Origin of the sequence: Sphingobacterium paramultivorum, assembly GCF_014109745.1 — a bacterium.
GTDB lineage: Bacteria > Bacteroidota > Bacteroidia > Sphingobacteriales > Sphingobacteriaceae > Sphingobacterium > Sphingobacterium paramultivorum.
In genome coordinates this window covers 6270157-6294479 of sequence record NZ_CP058555.1, presented here as the reverse complement: position 1 = coordinate 6294479, position 24323 = coordinate 6270157, and the positions used below count along the sequence as shown (strand labels likewise).

Below are 24323 nucleotides of genomic sequence, written 5' to 3'. Positions count from 1 at the left end.
GTTTTTAGGTATAACTTGGTAGCAGTATGTTTCCGTTGATCTCAAAATTATATGCGGTAAATAGAAGCATTGTTTACCGAAAAAAAGCGGGGAACAAATCGTTTATTCCCCGCATAAAATAATGTTTAGTGTCTTTTAAGGATTAATGACCAAACTATTTCCCAGGCCGGTCATAAATACAGGACCTATATTTTGGGCTTTCAGCAGATCGCGGTGTTTTGTATCCAGTTTAGGCGCCCCTGCATCTGCTGCTGTAGCAAAAGGATAATTTCCCACAAAGGCACCCAATACCGGGCTACTACTCGTAGGCTCATAGATGCCATCTGTTGTTAGCGTATACTGTGGATTAACTCGGGTAAATCCAGCCGGCAGCTGTTGACTTGTCGGTACATCGAAAACAATGTTTCCCTGATACACAAAATTGACCGGTTGATCGGTAAAGGTCAACATGGTAGATTGGGCAGATTGAGAAACCACGTTATTTGCGATATTCCCATCCGTTGGCGGCAATGTCCGGCTATTGCCACCTTTACCTGAACCTATATCAAATGACTGCTTACACTTGATCATTGTATTGGCAACAACTTTCACGCGTTTTACCTGAAAGTAACCGCTTAAAGGTGAATTTGGTACACCGTCCATAATGGCCAACGCAGCTTTTTGTCCCGTGCCGGCCATATTTTGGAAGTAATTGTTGTAGACAAGATGATCTTCACCTATGATACGAATACCGCCAGCGGCGCTATTGCCATTACCTACAAAATAGTTGCCATAAACGGCTGATCCATTGCCATGCCGCAGACATAAAGTTCCTTGGCTTTCATAGAAATAGTTGTTGCGGATCGTATCGGCCCCCATCTTATTGGATATAATTTCCGTTTCACCGTTACAGCGCTGAAAAATATTATCTTCAATGGTTGTCAGTGCATTTGTCATCGACCAGTCGCTGGTTCCGACACGGATGGTTTCCCCACCATTATCCGGTACCGCAGCACGCTCGCCAAAGAAGTTGTGATCAATTCGGTGTTTCATTGGTTTACTGGTCCCCCATACGACCATGGTCGGTCCCTGATGGGTCTTTCCTTTTAAATAGCAGTGGTCAATGCGATGATAGGAACCGTTAATGGAAACCCAACGATAATCTGTCGTTGCTGCCGGCGGATTATAGTCCACAATTGACGTATTGGTAAGGCGACAGTTTGAAGAGGAAGAAGTGAAATCCACCACATTTTTGCCTGTCGTATACCCTTCCTGGAATACAAGTCCATCCACAACTAACCATTGTCCCGTGATACTAACAGAAGAAGTACCTTTCATGATAACTGCCCCCCGCTGCTCTGCTATCAATACAATAGGCTGCTGTTTTGTCCCCTGAGCACTGAAGGTTAGTTCCTGATTGGTCCATTGGCCGGACTTCATAATGACCGTGTCTCCGGGCTGTAAGCTCAGTGCCTGAAGATCCGCTGCCGACTGAATGCTGTGGCATTGCACACAAGCAATACTGTTTAAAGTGAGTTTTTCGGCTGGCGATTTCTCACAGCTAGTTCCTACCGCCAATAGCAGCAGAAGTGAAGCAATAACTGAATTCTTTTTGATCATATTTAAATTTGTTTAAAAGGTTCTTTCGTTAAAGTGCTCCCGAAAAAGGATAAACTGTTGTATTGCCCTTGCTTCCAAAGACATGAACCACGCCATTGGTCACAATATACCCCCCGGATCGATTGGTTGTTTTATTGTTAATCTGAATCGGCGCCAAATCACTGTTATTGACCAGACGTAACACCATCAGCCCTTCCTGATCAAAACCTTTGCCTTCATTCATGTATCCCAATAAAGAACTTTTGCTGGCAACAGTGTTCGCTGGAAGCATCGTTTTGGCTTTTATATTTTCAATGGTCAGCTTATCGAAGTTGTAATTCCCTTGCAGCATAAGATAAAGGAAATAGTTACGGACATCATCTTTATTGTATTCTTCCCATTTTGTTGCCGGTCTCGTAATCGGTTTGCCTGTTCCGTCCACTCCGGTCACAATTGGAAAGTCAAAAAACAGACCTGCTGTCACCTTCTTCGTTTTAGTATCCCAGGTCTTTATGGCTTCATTATGTAAGAAAATAAAGGTTCGATCGGCTTTTTCAAATTCTTCCAATGGAATTCCTGCATATTCTAAGCCCTTCCGCATCCATTTGAAAACTGTATCCGTTGGATTTTCTACCGTCTCATACGATCGGTTCTCCAAAAATTTCCGTGCGCTTATCCCGATATTGGGATCTAAAGTTTTATGTTCGTAGTCGTAATCTTTTTGCAGTTCCAAATCGAAAAGTGAACAACTTGTCATTAATAGACTTGCTACGATGATAGCGCTATATGTCCATTTGGTCTTAAACATTCTTTTCATGACTCTCTGATTTAAATTCTTCTATTAATCTGTATATCCGGGATTTTGAACCAATGATTTATTGGAGTTTAAAACATTCCGATGAATAGGCCAATACACTCTGTTTGTTGGATCTAGGAATCCAGGTTTATCTAAATTACCCGCTTCTTCCTGTCTACGTTTCAAGATTGGGTCCATCACGTCCTTCACACGTCCAGTGCGCACCAGATCAAACCACCTTTTACCTTCACCAAAAAGTTCCAGACGACGTTCATCCAAAATCGCCGTTTCCAATTGGTAGCTTGTAGCAATAGATGCATCATTCGCATCATATTGTGGCAGGCGTGCACGCTTGCGGACAAAGTTTAAATATTTGAGGGCATTGGTTCGGTCACCGAGGCCATTCAACGCTTCGGCGTATAAGAGATACATGTCACTCAGTCGGTACATGGTCAAATAAACCGGGAGGGCCTGATTTGTCACCGGCCATGGATCCGCTTTGGTTGGATTTGCATCGGTTGGATACCACTTGATAAAGCGATCTCTCTTGTTGCTTGGCAATCCAAAATAGACATCCAATGTTTGTTGTGGTCTAATATCAGGACTTGGCGAGGTTGTCGTTTGTGGCTGAAACCAGGTTGCCCACACTCCTTCATCGACTATGATCTGCTTATTATTCGGAGACCACGACGTTTGCATACAGGCACAGCCATTTTTTATGTAGTCCCAGTGGATACTCCAAATCGTTTCTTTACTCGAAGTTGGATTGACAAAAATAGTCTTCCAGCTTGCGCCATCCTGCAAATTGGTTTCATTGGTTCCGGCATAGCTCACTCCTGTAGGAGACTTTGTCAAAAACAGGCGTGTGATCCATTTTGTTGCATTTTGATAGTCCTTTTTCCACATATACACATCGGACATGATCGCACATATTCCTGCCCCGCCGATTGTCCATAGGGCGTTTTTCGCATCTTTATCGACCAGAGAATAGGCTTTTTCCAGATCTGGAATAATGACCTCGTTCAATATCTTATCTTTCGGTTCACGTGCGCTGGCAGCGGGCTGCTGTACATCCTCATAAGGTTCAAGCCATATCGGAGCATCGCCCCATACACGGACGAGATAGAAATAACACATCGCTCGAAGCGCATAACACTGCGCGAGATAATCCTTAAGCATCTCTGGGGTAATACGGCTATCCAATTCCGCTGCCTTTGGAATATACTTGATATTGTTATTGATGCGCCCGATCGCGGTATAGAGTCCGCTCCAGTCTGAAAACTGGTTGGTTGGCGTAAGGCTATTTAATACGATCTCGTCCACATAGTCTTTGGTGTAACTAATTGCCCGGTCAAAATTATCGGCACGATACTCGCCCCAATACAGGTACTTTTCGAGATAATTATCTTTGTTATCCTGATAATTCCCCTTACCTACCATTTCAAGCTGAAAGGCGCTATACATTCCGGCTATTGCGGCCTGCACATCGTATAAGTTTTTATAATGCTGGTCTAGCGCAACTTCGGCCAGCGGTTTCTCTTCCAAGAATTTGTTACAGCCTCCCAATGTAGCTGACAGCAGTAACAGTGCTAAGATCTTTGTTTTCATGTCAAAAATATTTTATCTGTCCCATCCTTCAGACGGAACTTACCCTAATCGATAAATGCTAAAAATTGATATTTACGCCAAATCCAAACTCCCGTCTCCTCGGGTAACGGCCATCATCCTCTCCCGGTGTCAGCGGATTGTTTGTACTGAATTCGGGATCGTAGCCCCTATAATTGGTCCATGTCAACAGGTTGCTTCCATAAACAAAGGCTGTAAGCCCTTTCATTTTTAATCTGTTGATCAACTGCGGATCGAAGGTATAGGCCAACCGTGCACTTGACAGACGAACAAATGTTGCATCTTCGATATAAAGGCTATTCTGGTTAGTTTTTAGGTTTCCACGGTTGTTTCTCTCCACATAATTTGGATATTTGGCCACATCGCCGGGTTTGCGCCATACATTATAGACCATATCCGGAGAGCCTGCTCCTGTGTTGGTCGGATAATTTTGACGTTGCAGCAGCGCATTGTAAACTTCACCACCAAATGAACCATTAAAGAGTACATTTAGGGTAAATCGTTTGTATCTAAAGGTCTGCATAAAACCAAAGTAGAAATTTGGTGTCGCATTGCCGAGGATCATACGGTCTTCGTCATTGATCAAACTATCTTTCTTATTGTTAAGCCATTCAGCATCTCCACCTTTCAGTTTACCATCGGGCGCATATAGCTGATGTACTGTACCCTGGTAATCGCTACCATTGAAGGTATAGACTGCTTTTCCATCACGATACATTGGTTTGCCCTGATCGTCAAGTACGAGTGTCAATTTCTCCCAATTATCATTGTAGGCATTGGACTCGTCCCAGGCATACACCCCTAAATTGCGCCAGCCGTAGAAATTTCCGATACGGCCGCCTTCTTCCGCGTACCATTTATTGCCCGGGAAAAATGGAATTCCATCGGCCAGCTTCACAATCTTACCGCGTTCAAAAGAAATATTACCATTCACTTCCCAGCTGAAATCACGTGTTACGATTGGTTTTCCACTAATTACAAACTCCATTCCGCGGTTGCGAATTGTTCCCAGGTTGACATTCACTTTTGCATAACCGGTTTCCTTGGCAAGCTCTCGTGGATACAATAAATCTGTGGTGGTCTTGACATAGTAATCTGCCGTAAATCCTAATCGTCCATTTAAGAAAGTCAGGTCTAAGCCCACATTGTTCTGGGTGGTTGTTTCCCATTTGATCCGATTATTTCCAAATGTACTTGTCAATGCAGCTCCGCCGACACCATTATAAGACCCGCCAAAGGCTACTTTTGTATACGATTCATAATCGCCTACTTTATCGTTTCCAAGCTGTCCAATGCTGTATCTTAATTTAGCATCTACCAATGCCGGTTTCGCCCATTTCATGAAATTCTCGTCCGAAAAACGCCAGGCAGCAGATGCTGAGAGAAAGTTTCCCCATTTATTTGCCGCGCCGAACCGCGATGAACCATCCCTTCTGTAGGATCCCTGAACAAGATAACGTCCTTTGTAATTGTAGCCAATCCGGCTAAAAACAGAGGCAGATGCGTTGGCCGTTGCTGTGGTATAGGTTTTTGACGGCGTGAGGTAATCCGGAAAAGTCACCAGAACTTCCTCATTGACGCTATTCATATATTCAGAATGAAAACGGTCATAGCGTCTGCGATCCGAGCTGAATCCCAATAAGGCCGTGAAATTATGGTCCTGTGCAAAAGTCTTGTTATAATTTAGATAGGATTGAAACTCCCAAGTAAACGTTTTATTAAACTCGTTTGTTCCGCTATTCTGATCCTTGTTTGCCGATAAAAAACGTGGTGAGAATTGGGTATTCTGTAAATTGTCCAACCGCACATTAAACAAGGTCGTAAATTTCAGGTCGTCCCGAATTTGATAATCCAACTGATTGTTCAATTGCCCGGAATAGGTTTCATCGATATTTTTTTCAAACAAGGCGTTGGCGACTGGATTTCGCTTCGAACCGATGTAGCTTGTTAAAGATCCATCAGGATAGTAAATCAAGGAATAAGCCGGACGGTCCATCACGACGCGAATCGTATTGCCGATTGGAATCGTATTGCCTTTTTGCCATGAAAAAGAAATATTGTTGGAATACCTCAATTTGGATGAAAACTGATATTCAACATTGATACGTGACTGTAAACGCTTGGCGTAACTATTCAAGATGATCGATTTATCATCCAGGTAATTCAAACTGCTGTAGTAGCGGAGATTTTTCTGACCACCTGATACGCTCATCTTGATTTCCTTCTTTTGTGCAAGATTTCCCAACAAGAGTCTTTGTAAATCGTTATCCGAATTGAAACTTGGGTTGATGGAATCCGTATTGGTATTGAGGCCTTGAATATACCGGAAAGCCCTTACTTCAGCAGAATTACTCACAGGGATATAATGAGCTAGACGGCCGAAAAGATGATTGTAATTGACATTAACCATGGGTCTTCCCTCTGATCCACGCTTGGTTGTGATGAGGATTACGCCATTGGCTGCACGCGATCCATAAATAGATGCAGAAGCAGCATCTTTGAGGACCTCGATATTCTCGATATCTGTTGGATTTATGGTGGCACCATCGGGGTTAATTACTCCATCGACCAAGTATAAAGGACCATTTCCCCCATTCAATGTGGAGGTACCACGCACCTGAATAGATCCTGTCGCCCCAGGTGCCCCACCACCGTCATTGACAATAAGAACTCCGGCAGCCTGCCCCTGTAAGGCATCAAAAAGGTTAATGGGCTGACGCTCTTCGATTTTCTTTGCATTGACGGAAGATATAGCGCCCGTAAGGTCACGTTTCTTTGCAACACCACCATAACCCGTAACAACAATCTCATCCAGCGCATTGTCACTATCTTCCAAGGTGACATCAAGTTGCCGCTGGTTACCGACAGTACGCTCCTGCTCTTTCATGCCTACTTGACTAAAGACAACGGTACTGGATGATGCAACCTCCAGCTGATACTTCCCCGTGGCATCTGTACTTGTCCCCTGACTTTTCCCTTTGATACGAACAGTGACTCCCTGCAATGCCTCTCCTTTTTTGTTGGTCACCTTTCCTGAAAGCCGAATGTTTTGTTGGGCAAAGACCGGTAAGGCTATACTCCCCAAGGCTAGAAATAGGAAGAGTACAAAGCACCCCATTTTTGTGATACTTTTTATCATAATAAATCAGTTTTTATGGCGATTGTCTATCATGAGAAGATGATCGATAACCCGGCCATGCATTTAATAAATTGGTTATTTTTTATAATCAGTTACCTCAAATATCAGTCAATCCGCGAGGTTAAACAGTGTATTTTTTGGTCTTTTTAGCAGTAAAAAATGGTTTTTAGGCGCTTAAAACATAGATTATTGTTCAAAACAATATCATTGCCCCATAAATTCAAACTTTACTGTACCTATCGTATTCGGTTTATTTTTGTCTGGTGCCGAGATATCGCCTTCCAGTTTCCCGGACGCATTTCTTTTCAGGACTATCCTACGCCAAGAATAGGCCCCTTTTTCATAATCGAAACTCAGACCATCATCGTCATACAGGTTATACATCCCCTCCTTCTCCCCATAATGTCGGATAATCAGGTTCACTTTTTCTCCTGCTGCAGGCGCATGAAGCCGTGCTGTCGTCATTGGAATAATGCCACCATCTTTTACATAGACGGGTATCCGATCGTCTTCGGGTTTGGCAACGATTTCCTCGCCATTACCGACATAACGGCCCGAATAGAAATCATACCAGTTACCCTTAGGCAAAAGCACCTTTCTAGTCGACTCGCCTGTAAATAAAGGCGCCACCAACAGATATTCGCCACACATGTACTGATCTTTTACCTCCTTGTTTACCGCTTCCAGATAAGGATTTGTTTCCAGATCCTGATTGTTCAGGCTTGCTTTTGTTTGCCCCTGAAATCCCTCTTCCAGCACCATGGCCCGAAAGGGAGGTGTTCCTTCAAAATGATATTTTGCAAATTCAGAATAGAGATAAGGCATCAATTCCATCCGCAACTGCGCATAGTACTTCACTTTTTCGGCCACTTCAGGAAAAGACCAGGGTTTTGTTCCACTCGACCAAGCATTGATCATGGCCATTGGTGAAAATACAACAGTCTGGAAACGACGCAACCATTCCTCGCCTGTCTTGGAGCCCCTCACCTCTGGTGTCCACAGTACGCCGCAAAACCCGCTATTGACCAGTGCAGTAATAAAGTCCTGATGGCTATAATAGTCGTTATAGATCACATAGGGCATATTGTTGGCTCCGGCGTTGGATGCACGCACCAGCCCAAAAGTCCGTTTATTCTGCTGGCGGTATAGGCTGTCGGTCAATTTTTGTGCAAGTACACCATAAGTTTGTCGCATTTGTATCCCACTGATACCCGAGGGAAATTTGGCCATATCGGGCCAAAGGTAGTAGTCGTAACCATCGACCTCGTCAATCTTATATCCGCTGATGCCAATATCGATCTGCGACCGGCTCAATTGGCCTGCAAGGATGCATTTTGCGTCTGCGTGATTCAAATCAGGAACGGTCCCATTCCACACCGTATGCGAGCCGGTGAAAGGTTCAATAGCTTTACTGATAGGAGATTCTGGAGAGATATAGGGGTTTGTCCATAGATTTAGGCGTACACCTTTATTGGCCAGTTTCTTTACCAAGGCTTCCGGGTTTGGAAAACGTCCCTTATCCCATTCAAATGAACAAGGATAAGCTTTGGACTGCCAGCCGGGTTCGAGACCGATAAAATCAAGCGGGAAGCCATGTTCCTCAAATTCCGCCACCTCCTTGATTACCTCATCTGCCGTATAAAGCTTTTGTACGCGTTGCGTAAAACCAAGCCCCCATTTCGGCGGCAGGGCACCACCGCCACAAAAGAGATTATAGCGTTTTATGGCATCGAGCGGATTGATGCCTGCAAATACATAAACTTCGGCCCCTTCTGTAGGGACGTATACTTCCACCGCATCGGAGTAAGGCCGGGAGTTCCAACTTTTATCGGTATTCCGATCTTTTACTTCTGCAGGAACTTTAGCGTCTTTCCGTACGCCTGTTCCCACATAATACGTTAAATATTGTGCTGAGTTGACCAATACACCATATCCTCTGGAAGAGACGTAGAACGGAACAGGTGCATGGGTGCGCCCATTATCTTTGCCACCGTAATGGTCGACATGCAGATTAAGAATCTTCCCCCGCTGATGTACCGTCTGAAAATTAAGTCCCAGTCCGTAGATCTGTTCGTTTTTTTGCAGTGGGAACCGCAGGTATGTTTTACCATCGATCAGTTCGGCATGCACCTCCATCTTGGGTAAAGGAAAATCGACAGACTGCAACCGTTCGAGGGTCGCAGCCTGAGGTGTAGCGCCCGCTGCAGATAGCAGCGTATAATTATCGGGTTTGCCAAATGTTCCTTTCCAAACACCGGGGTATTCTTCCTGCCAACGAATAGGTTGTGCCGATGCTGCTGTCGCAAACAAAAGCAGCAAAATTGTCCATAATCTCATCATAGCTGGTTATCTTTTTAATAAAGCGTACACACACCAAAGTATGGGCGCCTGGCCGTGCATATCCCCTGTTTTCTGTTTTCGATCGAGATAGTACTGGTAATCATTTTTTCGGTTGGTACCTTCACAAACGTTGCTGATATCGCCATCTTTGTTGATGTAGCCCGTCAAAGCAATCCATGCCTTGCGTGCGATGGGCGTATATTCCTCCGTATCGAGCCATCCCTGTCTTATGCCCATAATAATGGCATAAGTGAACATGGCAGAACCCGAAGTTTCTACCCAGGATTCAGGTTTATCAATCAATTGTCCCCAAAGGCCGTCCGGACGCTGATACTTCTTTAGGCTTGTGATCATTTTGCGGTAAGCAGCCAATATTTTAGGTCTATTCGGGTTATCTTTCTTTAATGAAGACAGCAATTCGCTCATTCCCGCGGCCATCCAGCCATTCCCGCGGCCCCAAAAGAAAGGCGCATCAGGTGCATGATAAAAAAGACCATTTTCTTTTTGAATAGTATCGAGATAGACAACCATTTCATGGGCGGCACGATCAATATAGTGCTGATCTCCCGTTACCTGAAAGGCTTTTGATTGAATCATGGTAATCATATACATATCGTCAATCCAGTAGCGGGTCTGCCAGGTAAGTCCTTTATCGAGAAATTTCTGATAACCGTCTTTTACAACCTGAGGGGAGTCAATCGGAATGGACCATTGTGCATTTGCAAAACGCATTCCCATGGTATAGCATTTCTTGTTTTTTGTTTGCAGATAGATTTCCAGCGGAACCGTTCCAAAGACGGAAAAGTCCACATGCCAAGGTCGCGGAACAAGGTGCTTTTCCGTGTCAAACAAAGGCATAAAGCGTTGTGTCAATTGCGTCAACAATTTCTGATCATTGCTCACTTCGGCATACTTCAATGCCCCATACCAGGCACAGACTTCGGGATAAGTAATGTTTTTTGGTGGAGCTGGCGGTTTAAAACTGTTATGCGGACTCGCCACAAAACGTTGAGCCACAAGATCACCTATTAATCTGGGGTCAGCCTGCGCTGGCCAATTAACGAGATCTGTGCTTTGCGCAAATGCACAAAGAGACATGCAGACGCCAATCCCCAGGAGTATGGACATACAGAACTGCTTCATCATCAGTTGGGTTTATAATTAAGTTATAACCCAAATATCAGCAAGCCAGTCTGTTTTAAGGGGGTATTTTTTGTTCGTTTAGGTGGAAAGATTGGTAATGGATACTATCCGCATGACGTCACTTTGCTTGTACAGTGTATCCCGAAAGTTAGCAGGGTTCGTCTCGGCAGTTTAGTTGTACTGGATCAGCGCATTTATAATACTTTTCTCTTTTGCCAACAGACTTACGCAAAGTTTGCGTAAACAGTGCTATTACTGTGCTATATCTGTGCTTAGGGAGTGCTTTATGCGTGCTTCATCCATTCAAGGGGATAGGACCGGAAAATCCTATAAATTTCTTTGCATTGAGAACTCTATGGATATAAAAAAAGAGGTCGCCATATTAGTTACAGCGACCTCTTTCTCTTAAATGGGTTATTCAGACTAGTTGAAGATATAACGAATTCCCACTTGTGCAGACCATCTTGAATATATGTCTTGCACATAATAAGGTACATTATTATTTAAGTTACCCAAACGATAAGTTGGTTTCTTAGTTGTTCCTTCATAACCTGCAAATGTAACAGGAATAAAACTATTATCCCAGAAGCTGCCTGCTCCTGTATACTGTTTGCCCCAATTACCGTTCAACAAGTTACCAACATTCATGATATCAACAGAAAGCTGAAGTTTGTTTTTAGTATTTCCGATGTTGGTAAACAAATCTTGCACAATTTTCAAATCAAACTTATGAGAAAATGGTGTTCTTGCTCCATTTCTTTCTGCATATTGACCTCTACGAGATTTTAAATAATCGTTTCCGTCAATAAAATTATTCAAGGCTAACCACTGATCTTGAGGAGTTTGTGTACCATTCTGAACAAATGTAATTTCTGACTGATCCTTAGGAATATACATCAAGTTATACTGGTTACTAGACGAAGTTGCATATCCTGTTAAGTTACCCCCAGCTAAATAGGAAAATCTTGCTCCAGATTGCCCAGTGTAGACTAGAGATACTGATGTACCTAAATGCTTAAGGTATTCTTTAGAGAAAGATAAAAATCCGATCACTCGACTTCCAGTACTAAATGGATTATGTGCAAGCGTTACGTTGTTTGAACCATTAACAGAAGCTACTCTATACCAATTTGACTGATTTTGGGACGATGTACCAGAGATTAAATCTTTTGCAGCAGTATAAGTATATGCTACTGATGCATCCAAGCCAAATAAGAAACTTTTTGCCAAAGAAGCTGTCGTTGACCAAGAATAACCTTTATTAACATTGTTAACATAAATAACTTCCGTATAGTTATCCAATACACGGCGGTTATTATTATTCGCATCATAAACTAAACGATTATCAGCTCCTTCTAAGGTTCCAATCGGACGTTCTAAGTTTAAATCTCTAAAGTTAAATGCACTCAAATTTTTCGAGTAAATGAACTCTAAAGTACCCTTAATTCCATACGGTAATACTTGATCAACTCCTCCTGAGAAACGCGCGATTTGAGGCAATTTCAAATTCTTATCAAGTACTGTAATATTTCCGGATGGTGTTACAGCTCCACTATATTTAGGCAACTTGTTAACGTCGCTGATAAATGGAACATTTGCATCTGTACCATTACCGAGACTATTACCACCCAATAATGCACCACTTTGGGTAAATGCACCTGCCGCCCAAACAAAAGGAACCCTAGAAGTAAATATTCCCATTCCCCCACGTACAATGGTTGAACGATCTCTATTTACATCCCAGTTGAACCCAATACGAGGTGAGAACATTAAAGGCGCACTAGGCATACGATTGGTTTGGACATTATACTGTTTTGCCAAAATTGAATTGTTAAAATCAGTATTTTCCATTGGTTTATCCAAATAAATTGGAATATCCACACGGACACCAGCAGTAATTTTTAAATTATCCTGCATTTGAAACTCATCCTGAGCATAAAAACCTAACTGCACAGCATTAAATTTGGCTCCTTGGCGAGGATCATCCGTATTGCTATAGCTATAGTTCATGCTATTAGCCATACCTCTTTCAAAGTTTTCGATCGCTGTATATACATTTCCTGTAGCAGGATTAATATCGCCTGCTTTGGAATCACTAAATACAAATGCGCCATTCGAATTTTGTGTATACGCATTATACATCTTATAAAATTCATTATGCGTACCGAAAGTTAATGTATGAAGCCCTTTATACCAAGTCAAGTTATTCGATAAAGTATAAACATCTTGGTCTAGCTGATTGATATTGCTATATGGATCTACACCAAGATAATATGTACCTGCTTTCGCAGTATTAATTCTCACATTTGGAAACAACTGTCCTTTGTAGCTTCTCGCATCTCTTACTCTACTATATCCAGCGATAAAACTGTTTGCCAAAGAGTTATTAATTCGACTACTTAATTCCAATGTAAGGGTATTGGATTTAAAATCCTTTAATATAGCACCGTTACCAAATGTCAATGAAGACTGTGTCCGCGTATTGCCCATATCAACGCCATCCACATAATTATATCTTAATGAAAGTTTGTTCTTTTCATTAATATTCCAATCCAAGCGAGTCATGACTTTGTTGGACGTATTTTCATCCGCTAAATCCGTATATGAACCTGCATCATATTTATATTTATTTAATGCAATATCATAAATAGCTTTAGCATCCGCTTCTAATAAATTAGAACTCGAAGATCCTACAGGATAATTTTCTGGCGTATTATTTTTAGTATGTTCGTAATTAACAAAGAAAAACAACTTATCTTTAACAATTGGACCGCCTAAACGTACTCCATATGTCTTCTCAGAGAAATTTGCTAATTTAGTTCGTTCGTCTCCGTCTTTAACTAATGATTTTGGTGTCTTACCGGTAAAATCTTGATTTCTAAAATAATGGTATACAGACCCTTGAAATTGGTTGGTACCTGACTTTGTAACAGCTGAAATTCCACCGCCAGCAAATCCACTAGAACGAACATCAAATGGTGCTACTTGTACAGACATCTGCTCAATAGCATCCAAAGAAATTGGATTTGTACCACTTCCACCACCATTTAAACCATTCGCATTTAAACCAAACACGTCGTTGGTTACTGCACCATCAATAGTAAATTGGTTAAACCTATTATTCATACCACCGATTGAGACTGACCCTCCCTTTACATCAGCTTGTGGTGTTAGTCTAGTAAAATCATCTATCGAACGAGAAACAGTTGGTAAATTCTCCATCTGTTTTCTTGAAATAGAAGTTTCAGCACCAGTCTTTAAATTTTTAGAACCGCCTGTTCTAGTTACAGTGACCTCATCTAAAACTGTCTCATTACTTCCAAAAGTACTATTTAAGACATAAGGCTGACCTAATTGTATATAAACATCATTATAAACAATAGGATTTTGTCCAACATAGGTTACTTCAATTTTGTAAGGTCCACCGACACGCATCGCTGGTAGGTTAAAACGACCTGCAGCATTCGAGGATCCAGAATAAACCGTTCCTGATGGCACGTGTGTAGCCTTAATTGTTGCTCCCGAAGTTACACTGCCGTTTGCTTCTTTTACAATACCTGTAACGCTACTTGTCGTAACCTGAGCTTGTACAGCACCATAGCTGGCCATAACAAGAGCGAAAAAGAGTAAAGATCTTTTCATATAATGTGATTTGTTAAAAAATGTTAAGCAAAATTACTAAGAGATTTCAAATTACAAAGGACTTAATATAAACTTAACACACTAAACCACACACACTTCATGAAATACAGACAAATTTTACTATATTAACATACAATTTATCAGCAAAAAAAACGTTGTAACATGTTTTAAACCAGCATTCCCCTCCGCACAAACTGATCGAAAATAATTTTCCACATCAAATCCGCAAAAATCTTTTGTAACAACATTCTTCCATTCGGAATTTAATTTTTTAAAAATTTTTAACTAATTTCCTGTCAATCGAGACTTTTATTAAACAACTCAGTTTCTTGTCGAATTTGAGCCACTATAACCTATGCTGATCGAAAAAATCAAAACGATTGTATAGACGTGATGGTTTATATAAAAAATGTTTCAAAAACCGAGAACTTTTCAGAAATTCGCGCACCTAATAATTTATGCTTCATGGAAGACGGTATTCAAAATTCTTCTTTTCAAGAACCTGCAGACATTAAATTGTCTCCGGCAGGACTCTCCTTCTTGGCTTCAGCGGCCAAATGGGCCAATTTTTTGGCCATTGTCTGTTTTATTTTCATCGGCATTTCTGCCATAACCATGGTCAGTTTAGTCTTCGGAGCCAGTGCATTATCACTCGGGGCCGACGAATATGTAACAGCAGGGGCTTTATCCACATTCGGTGTACTTTATCTCCTGTTTCTTGCTTTCTTCTGCCTTCCCATCTATTACCTCTATAATTTTGGATCTAAAGCAAAAAAAGCAATAGAAAATCGCGACAGCATTCAACTCGAATTATGCTTAGATGCCCTCAAAAAGCATTACAAATTTATTGGCATTATGGTTATCATCACCATCGCCTTTAATTTTATGGGGCTAGTCGTTGGTGTCGTGCTCGGCATTAGTGATGCTTTTGCGGGCGTATAATACTTTCGTAAATAAGGCTTATAAAAAAAGCGGAGTATGCTAGGTGCATACTCCGCTTTTTCAATTGTATTGACTCTTTATTTTTTATAATATTTCATCGCGTTTGGAATCAATCTCTGAATATCCGCAATCCGTCGCTCATCACTCGGGTGCGTACTCAAAAACTCAGGCTGCCCTTTCTGACTACCCGATGCCATACGTTTCCAGAAGTCTACAGCCTCATTTGGATTATAACCTGCCAAAGCCATAATAATCAAACCTGCTGCATCCGCATCAGATTCATCGCTTCTTGAAAATTTCAATTGCGCCAGGTTTCCACCTAAACCATACAGATTGTTAAAAACACCAAGCGTACTGTTTCCAGATACCCCTGCAGCTGAACCTAAAATCTGTCCTCCCAGCTGTAAAGCAATCTGATTCGAAGCCTGAGCTACAGAATGCTCCTCAATAGCATGTGCGATCTCGTGCCCCATAACTGTTGCTAAACCCGCTTCTGTACGTGTTACCGGCAATATTCCGGTATATACCGCAACTTTACCTCCAGGCATGCACCATGCATTCACATCATCGCTCTTCACCAAATTAAACTCCCAGTTGAAGTTAAATTGATTTGCGCGGCCTGTACTTTGCAAATACTGGTTAACCGCAGTTGCAAGCTTGTTACCAACGCGTTTCACCATGGCTGCATCTGCAGTTCCGGTTACTACTTTAGCATTATTTTTCGATAAGAAATCTTTATAAGCCAATGCAGCTTGTTGGTTCACTTGATCTGCGCTGACCAATTTCAAATATTTTTTACCCGTAACAGCTGAAGTTGCGCAACCTGACAACCCCGATGCCAGTGTTACACACGCTAATACCATAGCCGAATACTTAAACACTCCGTTCATATGTATATATTTTCTTTCAATGGCCATATGGAATATCCGAGCGATGATGATCGGCTTTCAGCTTTTCCAACATGGATATTTCACAATAAATTATTAAATACGTTTTAGAGAATGCAATTATTGTGCCTATTCTTTTTCCTTCGGCTTTTTCTTAAAGAGATAAATCTTGGATTCATGTCCCTTTAACAGACGCTCTATATTCTTTTGGTGGGTAATTAACAACAGGATACAGATGGCTATCCCATAAAGCAGCACAGAAGGTATCGTTGTTTTAAAAATAAAGGCCAAACTAAAAGGAAATGCAAAACCTGCTGAAATGGAACCGAGCGAAACATAATGGGTTGTCAGCAGGATGATGATAAACACAGAAACACACACCAAAGCGGCAGGTGTATGTATAGCGAGGATCATACCACACAGGGTTGCCACCCCTTTTCCACCTCTAAATCCCGCAAACACAGGAAACAAGTGCCCCAATACCGCAATAACGCCAAGTGCCAGCTGAAAGTTGACAAATTGGACATCGCTCGTATTTTGCCCCAGTTCTATTAAATAAGCCAGGTTTGTTGCTGTCCAGCCTTTAAATATATCTACAAACATCACGATCGATCCCGCTTTAGGGCCCAATACGCGAAAGGTGTTAGTCGCCCCAGCATTACCGCTACCATACTCACGAACATCTACCCCATAAAATGCCTGTCCCAACCAAACTGCTGTAGGTATGGATCCAAACAAATAAGCTAGTAATACTGCAGTTACTAAATAAATCGATATCATTAATTAAATCAGTTCTTATATTAATTTGGCCTTCAGACTAAGATCCAGGCTCCTTACACTGTGTGTCAAAGCACCTACTGAAATATAATCTACCCCAGCCTCCGCATACGATCGGATCGTGTCGAAAGTTATTCCCCCAGAGGCCTCTGTCTTGAATCGATGGTCAATAATCTGAACAGCTTTGGCTACATCCTGCGGCGAAAAATTATCTAACATGATTCGGTCCACTTCGCCAAAGTTAAGAACTTCATCAAGCTCCGCAAAATTTCGGACTTCAATTTCTATTTCTATTGGTTTATTTAGGTTCTTTCTGTAATCATTTGCGCGCTTTAGAGCCGGTACAATACCGCCACTATAGTCCACATGATTGTCCTTAATTAAAATCATATCAAAAAGACCAAAACGATGATTGGTTCCACCTCCTATACGAACGGCCTCTTTCTCCAATACACGCAATAAGGGGGTGGTTTTCCGTGTATCCAAAACTTTCGTATCTGTACCTTTGAGAAGGTCGACATATTTTCGGGTAGTTGTCGCAATGCCACTCATACGCTGCATGACATTCAGCACCAAACGCTCTGCCAGCAAAATACTTTGGATATTTCCCCTCACATAAAAAGCAATATCACCTACTTTAACCTGACTTCCATCCTGGATAAACACCTCACAGGCCAACGTATCGTCAATATAGGCAATAATCGCCTGAGCGACTTCAACCCCTGCTAAAATACCATTATCCTTAACAATCAATTTGGCTTCACCTTGTGCCCCAGTCTCAATCGTAGAAAGTGAGGTATGATCTCCATCGCCCAAATCCTCCGCGACAGCCTGTTTTACAAAATGGGCCAGATAGTCCTTGATTTCCTTCTCCATAAATACTATTTATTGGGCTAAGATGTGGAATAATTTTTTAATCGAAAAATAGATTTATAAAAAAAGCATCGCTAGCTTTAATTTTTGTCGATTCTTAGCTCTTCAATAGATTGGTTATTATTTCCTACGCCGATCTTAATAAAGACACGATAGTTTGTTTGTTCTGTAGCTAATGTAAATGTAAAATATTGATAGCCATTGTTCGCATTGCTGGCTTGCGTCAATTTAACAGTCTTGGGTTTATGCTGATTAAAAAATGCCGCCAACATGATTTCTGACTGATACTTTGTGTAGACGCCATTCTCCCCCAAAATAGATAAGGTTAAGTTTGAACCGAAATACTTGGCCATATTTTTTGCATTACCTTCTTTCAAATACGATTTCAGTTCCTCTGAAATACTTCCTAAAGAATCATCATCACCTGGCAAAGCTACCTTTACCGCTGTATTCACTTCTCTTAAATAATGCCCGAAGGCCGCAGTGTGTACAAAAAGACTATTAATAAGTATAAATGCGCAATAGCTTAAAAATTTCATATAGCTCAACATATTATAGAACAGCTTCTATCATCCATATCAATCATTAGGTAGCTCCGTTTTTTAACCAAACATAAATTATGCCACAAACCTATAAAATTATTAGGGATTAACAAGGGAACTTTTTAAGATGCGTTGATAGATTCTAAAATTAAGATTATCTTTGTTATACGATGAATAAGAAAAAAGTTGCACTCATGATCCTAGACGGACTAGGATATGGAAAACATGATAAATCAAATGCAGTTGAAGCTGCAAACACACCATTTTTAGATCATTTATTAGAAGCTTATCCAAACTCGAGCTTAGAGGCCTCTGGTGAAGCTGTAGGCCTACCTGCTGGACAAATGGGTAACTCGGAGGTTGGTCACATGAATCTTGGCGCCGGAAGAATCGTCTACCAAGAATTGGGTCGTATTCACAAAGCTGTCAATGACGGTGTATTCAATTCGGATCCTATTATTCAAGACGCATTTAAATATGCATTGGAAAATAACAAAAAGGTACATTTAATCGGATTACTTTCGGATGGTGGTGTACACGCACATACAAAGCATTTAAAAGGCTTATGTGATGCTGCAAAACAGGCCGGATTGACAAGCGACCAAGTTTTTATACATGCATTTTTAGATGGCCGTGATACGGATCCAAACTCCGGCATTGGTTATGTTAGAGACTTACAAGACTATTTAAAGACGACAACAGGTACTTTTGCCTCTGCAATAGGCCGATATTATGCAATGGACCGCGATAACAGATGGGAACGTGTAAAATTAGCATACGATCTTTTGGTAAAAGCGGAAGGTGAAAAATCCAATGACCTTGTTGCATCGATCCAAAAATCATACGACGAAGGTGTAACCGATGAATTTGTGAAACCAATTGCATTGGTAGATGCAAACGGTGCGCCAGTGGCAACAATCCAAGAAGGTGATGTTGTATTCTGTTACAACTTCAGAACAGATCGTGGCCGCGAGATTACAATTGCGTTGACACAAAAGGCATTTCCAGAATATGATCTACAACCATTAGATCTATATTATGTGACAATGACCTCTTACGATGAAACATTTCAAAATGTCAGAGTGGTATTCCAAAAAGACAACTTGTCCAATACCTTAGGTGAAGTGTTGGAAGCAAACCATAAAACACAAACGCGTATTGCCGAAACAGAGAAATATCCGCACGTGACATTTTTCTTTTCAGGAGGTCGTGAACAACAGTTTGAAGGTGAAAACCGCTTGTTGGTTCCCTCCCCAAAAGTAGCGACTTACGATCTTCAACCGGAGATGTCTGCCAAAGGAATTACAGAAGCTATCGTCAACGACATGGAGACCCTTCAACCAGATTTTATCTGTCTGAATTTTGCAAACCCAGACATGGTAGGTCACACCGGTGTTTTTGACGCTGTCATAAAAGCAGTAGAAACTGTTGATCAATGTACAAAAACGGTTGTTGAAACAGGCCTTAAAAATGGTTATTCCTTTATTATTTTGGCCGATCACGGTAACTCCGAGTTTATGGTCAATGAAGATGGATCGCCAAATACGGCACACACCACCAATTTGGTTCCGTGTATCTTAATTGACGATCAGTATAAGAAAATAGCAGATGGTAAATTAGGTGATATTGCCCCGACCGTCTTACAACTTTTAGGCGTCAATATCCCCGTTGAAATGACAGGAAATGTATTGGTATCAGAATAATAATTTACTTAAAAATAGCAGCAGAGCACTTTCCCTTCTTATGGGCAGTGCTCTGCTTTTTTGGAGCTGTGGATCTCCATCCGCAACAAAAAAAACACAAAAATCTACAGCTATATTTTCTGTCGATTCGTTTTTTAATGCCGAAGTCAATCGCTTGCAGCAGCTCAATCCCGCAGTTCTGAAATCTGTCAGCAAAGACGGTGAGAAAGAACAACGCGAACTAAAAATTGGCAGCTGGAAAAATGAACTCTCCGCTTTTCAAGCTGCAGATATCAGCAAAAACTTCGATCCATCACTGTATGAAGTCAAAGCTGTAGACTGTGTGACAGAATTTACAGCTAAAAAGAAAGAACTGCAGATACAGAAACTGCGCATCGAGTTTGACAAAAACGAAAAGGTAAAACACATCCATATCGATAAAAAGATAACAAATACCTTATACGATAGTCAAGAAAAATTAGACTATTACAGCGACTCGCTGTATCGAATTGTCAAACTGCAGGATGTCCAAGGTTTGGATGCCAATCAATATGAAATTGAAGGCAAGTTTATTCCTTCCAAAAAATAGACCACCTGATCAGTACCATACACAGCGCCCTCAAGAATAGCATCCATTTTTGAGGGCTTTTTTGTAAATTCAATTTATCTTTTAAGCGAACATCTATAAAATGTCACAACAATAATAAATGCAACACAATTGCTTTATATTTTATTTTCCTTATCTTTGACCAGATTAACAAAATAACTCAACAGATAAATGGGTTTAAACGTAGTGATTTCAGCGTGAAAAATATCTCAGTGAACAAATTCGCAGCATTAATGCTCTTAATGACCTTCTTAATTGGTCAGTTCATTGTGTATACCCATGCGCATCCACAAACTGCGCTCAGTATTGTTGATAGCCCTGCAAAAAAACACCATGCAGACCATCCGAAGTGTTCCATCTGTGACCAAAATTCACATCCACAAATTGTTTTTCATTTTACGCTACGCGAATTAATACTCCCGACACAGCAAGTTGAATTTGGCCTGTTTATCACGGGAGATCAAATTATTCGATCACTGCTTTCTGGCAATCGTGGTCCCCCCATCGCTTAATTTTTACATAAGTCCAATAATGTCACTCCTATATTCTTCTCATTATTGCGACAAACGACTTCATAAAAGTTTTTAGAACTCGACAATCTCAAGAATTCATACGATGAATTATTGGGTTGCTATTATCCTTGATGTTATATATACGTAAAAATTATTCGTACAGATGAAACTTAAAATTATAGGCTGCATTTTTATGCTTGTCTCCTATTTCTCCATATTTCCAGCTCTCGCCGCAACAATCAGCGGTAAAGTAACGGACGCCAAAACAAATCTTCCTATTGCCGGTGCTACGATATCATTGCAACAGCTTCGTTCGAGCACCGCATCAGACCAACAGGGTCAGTATAGCTTTAAATCACTTCCTTCAAGTGGACGCTACCTGGTTGAGGTCCGTTTCTTGGGCTATCAGTCCGTTGTCAAGACCGTCGATCTAACTTCGGAAAATCTTTCCCTTGATTTCGCCCTAACCGAAAGTATTATTGAAACCAATGAAGTCGTCGTTACAGGTACATTGGTCACTTCACAGAGCCGGCGCAACAGTACCTCGGTTGCTGTAATCTCCAAAGATGAACTGCAGGGAAATGCAACGAATCTTATTGATGCGCTTGCCCGACAAGTTCCCGGACTAAGCCAGATCACAACGGGACAAGGCATTTCAAAACCTGTTATACGGGGACTCGGTTATAATCGTGTCGTTACGGTGAGCGATGGTGTCAAACAGATGGGACAGCAATGGGGCGACGAACATGGTATTGAAATCGACCAAAATCAACCGGATCGTGTGGAGGTCCTGCGTGGTGCAGCCTCTTTGATGTACGGATCTGATGCTATTGGCGGTGTAATCAATGTGCTTGAACCAAATGTTCCTACAGCTGGGCAAATTAAAGGTGAAGTATTGAGCAGCTACTCCACCAACAACGGACTAACCAATAGTTCGGTTATGCTTACCGGTAATGAAAATGGCTTCGTATGGCGTGGGCGTGGTTCTTATCAAAACGCCTATTCTTATAATACGCCCGCAGGCCGATATGGGAATAGTGGTTTTAACAACAGTAATTTCAGCGGTATGCTCGGGCTAAACAAGCAATGGGGCTACTCTCATCTGAATTTTTCATACCTGAAAAATAATATCGGCTTTTACGACGCCGAACCTGGTGACCCGCTTTACATAAACTCAAAAAGCCGTACTTTGGATTTCCCCAAGCAGGACATCCGCCATTACAAACTGGCCCTTAACAATAACTTTATCATCGGTTCAGGTAGTTTAAAACTTGATCTGGGCTATCAAAAAAATCAACGTCGGGAGCTTGAAGAAGCAACGCCTTCTTTATTCTTTGACCTGAATACGTATTCACTTGACGCAAAATATTCGTTAAGTGAAAAAAATGGCTGGCAACATGTATTTGGCATTAGTGCTAGCCAGGAACACAGTTTAAATAAAGGTGTTGAATTCTTAATTCCGGCCTATGATCAGTTGGAATTGGGCGCTTTTGGCTATGCGAAGAAAACCTGGGGCGAAAATACCTTTAACGTTGGATTACGCTATGACTACGTCAATAACAAAGGCAAGCAACTCTTTATTGAAGACGAAGAGCAGTTCGCTGGTTTTAAAAATAGTTTCAGCAATGTTAGCGGAGCGCTTGGATATACACATATTTTCAGCGAAGACCTCAATTTTAAAGCGAATGCCGGTTCGGCTTTTAGAGCGCCTAATCCGGCAGAATTAGGTTCCAACGGGGTACACGAAGGAACGTACCGCTATGAAGTGGGTAATGAAAACCTAAAACCTGAAAGAAGTTACCAAGCGGATGCAACCCTCGAGTTTGGACATAGCATCGTTACAGGAAGTATTGGAATCTATGAAAACTATATCCACAACTTTATCTATGCCTCAACAACAAAAGGCGACACGAAAACCGTTGTGGGTGAAGATGGCGATTCGCATACCTACGACGTATATCGCTATGGCCAGGTAAACGCCAATCTTTACGGTGTAGAAGGAAGCCTGAATTTTCATTTGTTAAACTGGATACACCTGGATAATACATTTAGCTATACCCATGCACAGAACAATACCTTTAACAGACCCTTGGCATTGATTCCAGCTGGTGTTGTACACAATACATTGCGTCTTGAGCCCAAGATTAGCGGTTTGAATGCTTTCTACGTTTCTGTGGGGCTAGACAATTATTTCAAACAGAACCGCATTGATGAGACCTTCGAAACGCCAGCAAATTCGTATACTTTATTGAACGCAGGAATCGGTACGACATTACATCTCGGATCGCAGCAACTGAAAGTATTTGCAGCAGCTTCAAACTTGACCAACAAACGTTATTACGATGCGTTGAGCAGATTGCGCCCAGGACGTCTTTCACAGGAAGACACGAGCTTTGGTGTCTACAATATGGGTAGAAACATCACCTTCGGTGTGTATCTGCCATTGAGCATCAAGTAAATTAAGCCTGATAATAAATGATCGTGAGATCGATTAAGATTAGTACACCGTAAAATAAAAAAGCGGGATCTTGAAGATCCCGCTTTTTTATTTTACAATTATTTGGGGTCATCTGCTGTCGCTTCCCTTGCCAAGGCTACTTCGTCGGGCATGGCTTCCAGGGAGGAATCCAACGCAAACAAGGATTCATCTGAAGCTCGGTCACCACCGGCAATCTTCAGTTTATCCATCAATTCCAATGCTAACTTCTCTTCTTCAATCTGTTCCTTAACAAACCACTGTGCAAAGTTCCATGTTGCCCAGTCCTTCTCCGCCATCGCTAAATTGACAATGTTATAGATCGCTTCGGTATTATCTACTTCATGTTTAAAAACGCGATTAAAGCATTCGGTCAGCGATTGCGGGTCCGCTGGCGGCTCTGCAATCGCTTGTATTCTGGGGCGACCACCTCTTTCCAGAATATACCCCATAATTTTAGTCATGTGATTACGCTCTTCCTGGGCATGTCTATACAGAAAATTGGCGATTCCGCCATAACCCTGATCATCTGCCCATACCCCCAACGCCAAATAAATCTGTGCAGCTTCAGCCTCTTTTGTCATCTGACTGATTAAAATTTGCTGCATTTCCTTTGACAATCGATTCGTTTCCATAATATTCATTTTGATTTAGGAAAAGAACAGTTTCAGTGCGTATTTCGTTTGAAATTTATCAAAGTAAAAACGGTAAAGGTGATCCCGTTAAAATGAAAAGCAGCTCATTTGTGACCAACTGTTACA

General features: G+C 41.5%; 17 protein-coding genes. 5 read left to right on the top strand and 12 right to left on the bottom strand.

All coding sequences use genetic code 11. The features are described from left to right. Positions 1 to 135 precede the first annotated feature (135 nt). The 7 genes from HS960_RS26145 to HS960_RS26115 all read right to left on the bottom strand — a co-directional run bounded on the left by HS960_RS26145 (position 136) and on the right by HS960_RS26115 (position 14264). Positions 136 to 1599, bottom strand: a complete 1464-nt coding sequence (locus HS960_RS26145; RefSeq protein ID WP_182330861.1) for a polysaccharide lyase 6 family protein — start codon at positions 1597 to 1599, stop codon at positions 136 to 138. Positions 1600 to 1627: 28 nt separating this feature from the next. After that, positions 1628 to 2395: a hypothetical protein gene (locus tag HS960_RS26140; RefSeq protein ID WP_182330860.1), complete on the bottom strand. Its 768-nt coding sequence runs from the start codon at positions 2393 to 2395 to the stop codon at positions 1628 to 1630. 24 nt (positions 2396 to 2419) lie between these two features. Next, positions 2420 to 3982, bottom strand: a complete 1563-nt coding sequence (locus HS960_RS26135) for a RagB/SusD family nutrient uptake outer membrane protein (protein WP_182330859.1) — start codon at positions 3980 to 3982, stop codon at positions 2420 to 2422. A 58-nt stretch (positions 3983 to 4040) separates the two neighbouring features. Beyond that, positions 4041 to 7139, bottom strand: coding sequence for a SusC/RagA family TonB-linked outer membrane protein (locus HS960_RS26130; RefSeq protein WP_182330858.1), 3099 nt, complete (start codon positions 7137 to 7139; stop codon positions 4041 to 4043). A 204-nt stretch (positions 7140 to 7343) separates the two neighbouring features. Then, complete coding sequence (locus HS960_RS26125; protein ID WP_182330857.1) at positions 7344 to 9479, bottom strand: glycoside hydrolase family 31 protein; 2136 nt, start codon at positions 9477 to 9479, stop codon at positions 7344 to 7346. A 6-nt stretch (positions 9480 to 9485) separates the two neighbouring features. Then, positions 9486 to 10625, bottom strand: a complete 1140-nt coding sequence (locus HS960_RS26120; RefSeq protein WP_228280126.1) for a glycoside hydrolase family 88/105 protein — start codon at positions 10623 to 10625, stop codon at positions 9486 to 9488. Positions 10626 to 11045: 420 nt separating this feature from the next. Beyond that, complete coding sequence (locus tag HS960_RS26115) at positions 11046 to 14264, bottom strand: TonB-dependent receptor (protein WP_182330856.1); 3219 nt, start codon at positions 14262 to 14264, stop codon at positions 11046 to 11048. 465 nt (positions 14265 to 14729) lie between these two features. Here HS960_RS26115 and HS960_RS26110 point away from each other — a divergent pair, with 465 nt between their 5' ends. Further along, positions 14730 to 15206, top strand: coding sequence for a hypothetical protein (locus tag HS960_RS26110; RefSeq protein WP_182330855.1), 477 nt, complete (start codon positions 14730 to 14732; stop codon positions 15204 to 15206). Between the two features lie 77 nt (positions 15207 to 15283). Here the strand turns inward: HS960_RS26110 and HS960_RS26105 are convergent, their stop codons facing one another. From HS960_RS26105 to HS960_RS26090, 4 genes are all read right to left on the bottom strand, one after another. Further along, entirely contained in the window at positions 15284 to 16096 is an 813-nt protein-coding gene (locus tag HS960_RS26105) for a M48 family metallopeptidase (RefSeq protein WP_153845179.1), read from the bottom strand. A gap of 126 nt (positions 16097 to 16222) precedes the next feature. Continuing rightward, a complete protein-coding gene (gene plsY, locus HS960_RS26100; protein WP_075993893.1) occupies positions 16223 to 16873 on the bottom strand; it encodes a glycerol-3-phosphate 1-O-acyltransferase PlsY in 651 nt (216 codons plus the stop codon). 15 nt (positions 16874 to 16888) lie between these two features. After that, complete coding sequence (gene nadC, locus HS960_RS26095; RefSeq protein ID WP_120336251.1) at positions 16889 to 17746, bottom strand: carboxylating nicotinate-nucleotide diphosphorylase; 858 nt, start codon at positions 17744 to 17746, stop codon at positions 16889 to 16891. A gap of 77 nt (positions 17747 to 17823) precedes the next feature. Beyond that, positions 17824 to 18282: a DUF4783 domain-containing protein gene (locus HS960_RS26090; RefSeq protein ID WP_159731685.1), complete on the bottom strand. Its 459-nt coding sequence runs from the start codon at positions 18280 to 18282 to the stop codon at positions 17824 to 17826. Between the two features lie 173 nt (positions 18283 to 18455). Here HS960_RS26090 and gpmI point away from each other — a divergent pair, with 173 nt between their 5' ends. The 4 genes from gpmI to HS960_RS26070 all read left to right on the top strand — a co-directional run bounded on the left by gpmI (position 18456) and on the right by HS960_RS26070 (position 23544). Continuing rightward, positions 18456 to 19988: a 2,3-bisphosphoglycerate-independent phosphoglycerate mutase gene (gene gpmI / locus HS960_RS26085; RefSeq protein ID WP_182330854.1), complete on the top strand. Its 1533-nt coding sequence runs from the start codon at positions 18456 to 18458 to the stop codon at positions 19986 to 19988. Continuing rightward, positions 19969 to 20556, top strand: a complete 588-nt coding sequence (locus HS960_RS26080; protein WP_153845176.1) for a hypothetical protein — start codon at positions 19969 to 19971, stop codon at positions 20554 to 20556. The genes gpmI and HS960_RS26080 overlap by 20 nt, the downstream gene beginning before the upstream one ends. A gap of 230 nt (positions 20557 to 20786) precedes the next feature. After that, positions 20787 to 21086, top strand: coding sequence for a hypothetical protein (locus HS960_RS26075; protein ID WP_182330853.1), 300 nt, complete (start codon positions 20787 to 20789; stop codon positions 21084 to 21086). 163 nt (positions 21087 to 21249) lie between these two features. Beyond that, positions 21250 to 23544 (top strand): TonB-dependent receptor, encoded by a 2295-nt coding sequence (locus HS960_RS26070; RefSeq protein ID WP_182330852.1) that lies wholly within the window; start codon positions 21250 to 21252, stop codon positions 23542 to 23544. 98 nt (positions 23545 to 23642) lie between these two features. Here the strand turns inward: HS960_RS26070 and HS960_RS26065 are convergent, their stop codons facing one another. Next, positions 23643 to 24197 (bottom strand): ferritin, encoded by a 555-nt coding sequence (locus HS960_RS26065; protein ID WP_153845174.1) that lies wholly within the window; start codon positions 24195 to 24197, stop codon positions 23643 to 23645. Positions 24198 to 24323: the final 126 nt, after the last annotated feature.